The organism is Patescibacteria group bacterium, assembly GCA_024654625.1.
GTDB lineage: Bacteria > Patescibacteriota > Minisyncoccia.
Map to the genome: position 1 here is coordinate 1 of JANLHB010000046.1, position 1,004 is coordinate 1,004.

Consider the following 1,004-nt stretch of genomic DNA (forward strand, 5'->3'; position numbering starts at 1 on the left):
CAGATATGATCATCCTGGTTCAGATTTTCCGGCTGAAGATCTTTCAAACCGATTTCTGAAGGGATAAAGTATTCTTTCTCATATAAATATTCCTCAATACCATTTAAGGAAAGTAGTCCGCTGATAATTACTGTATCAAACTCCTTATAGTTAGATGCATCTCTGTATTGATAAGTGATTGATGTGTGCATGATAAAAAGCTATTCACCGCGAAGTCGCAGAGAACGCAAAGAAAGAAAAATTTAGCAACAGAAGACACATCCTCCAGTGGAGCAGGAGCTAAATTACAATATCTAAGCCTATAATTAAATCATATTATTTTGATTCTTTATTTTGGTCATTTGGTGTTGTGATTTATTTGGGATTTGCCATTTGGGACTTGAAATTTATCAAATCTTCTTATTCAGGGTTATTATAAAAGAGCGGGGTTGTTTTGCAAGACAAAAGGCATTGGACACGAATTTCACAAATTGACACTAAAAGAGAAAAACAAATAGATAATTTACCGCCAAGACGCAAAGAAAGAAAAATTTAACCACGGATTTCCCCGGACAAAAGGCACCGAGGACATGGAGACGCGAAGAACGCAGAGAAAAGCAAAAAGCAAAAAGGAAAAGATAAAACTTAACCACGGAAAAACACGGATTAACACTGAAAATAGAAGAGAGAAGCAAGCCACCATATGCGCCGCTCGGAGTAGTTTCAAGGTCCGACTCAGTCGGGATTCCAAAGGTAAGAAGATTTACGGTTTTGGATTAATGAGCTAAATAGATTATCTAAATTTTCCTTTATAAAATTACCTGAACGGTATAGGGATCAATCATTATCTTCTGAAATAAAAAGGTTCTCAATTTCATTAATAATGTCTGTTAATTCCATCTGTTTTGATTCAGTAATATTTCCATCTTCAAGGTGTTTATGGTAAGGAAATGTCTTTAAGTTTTTAGCCCTTGGGTCGGGGGCATTATCATATCTGAATAAATTATTAGAACCTTTTCGATAAT

The 1,004-nt window shown here is 35.2% G+C and carries 2 protein-coding genes; both read right to left on the bottom strand.

The features are described 5' to 3' along the window. On the bottom strand, positions 1-191 hold a 191-nt coding region (locus NUV40_04465; GenBank protein ID MCR4343114.1), incomplete at its 3' end, for a hypothetical protein. Between the two features lie 625 nt (positions 192-816). Next, the coding region (locus NUV40_04470) for a DUF6516 family protein (protein ID MCR4343115.1) at positions 817-1,004 on the bottom strand (188 nt) is incomplete at its 5' end.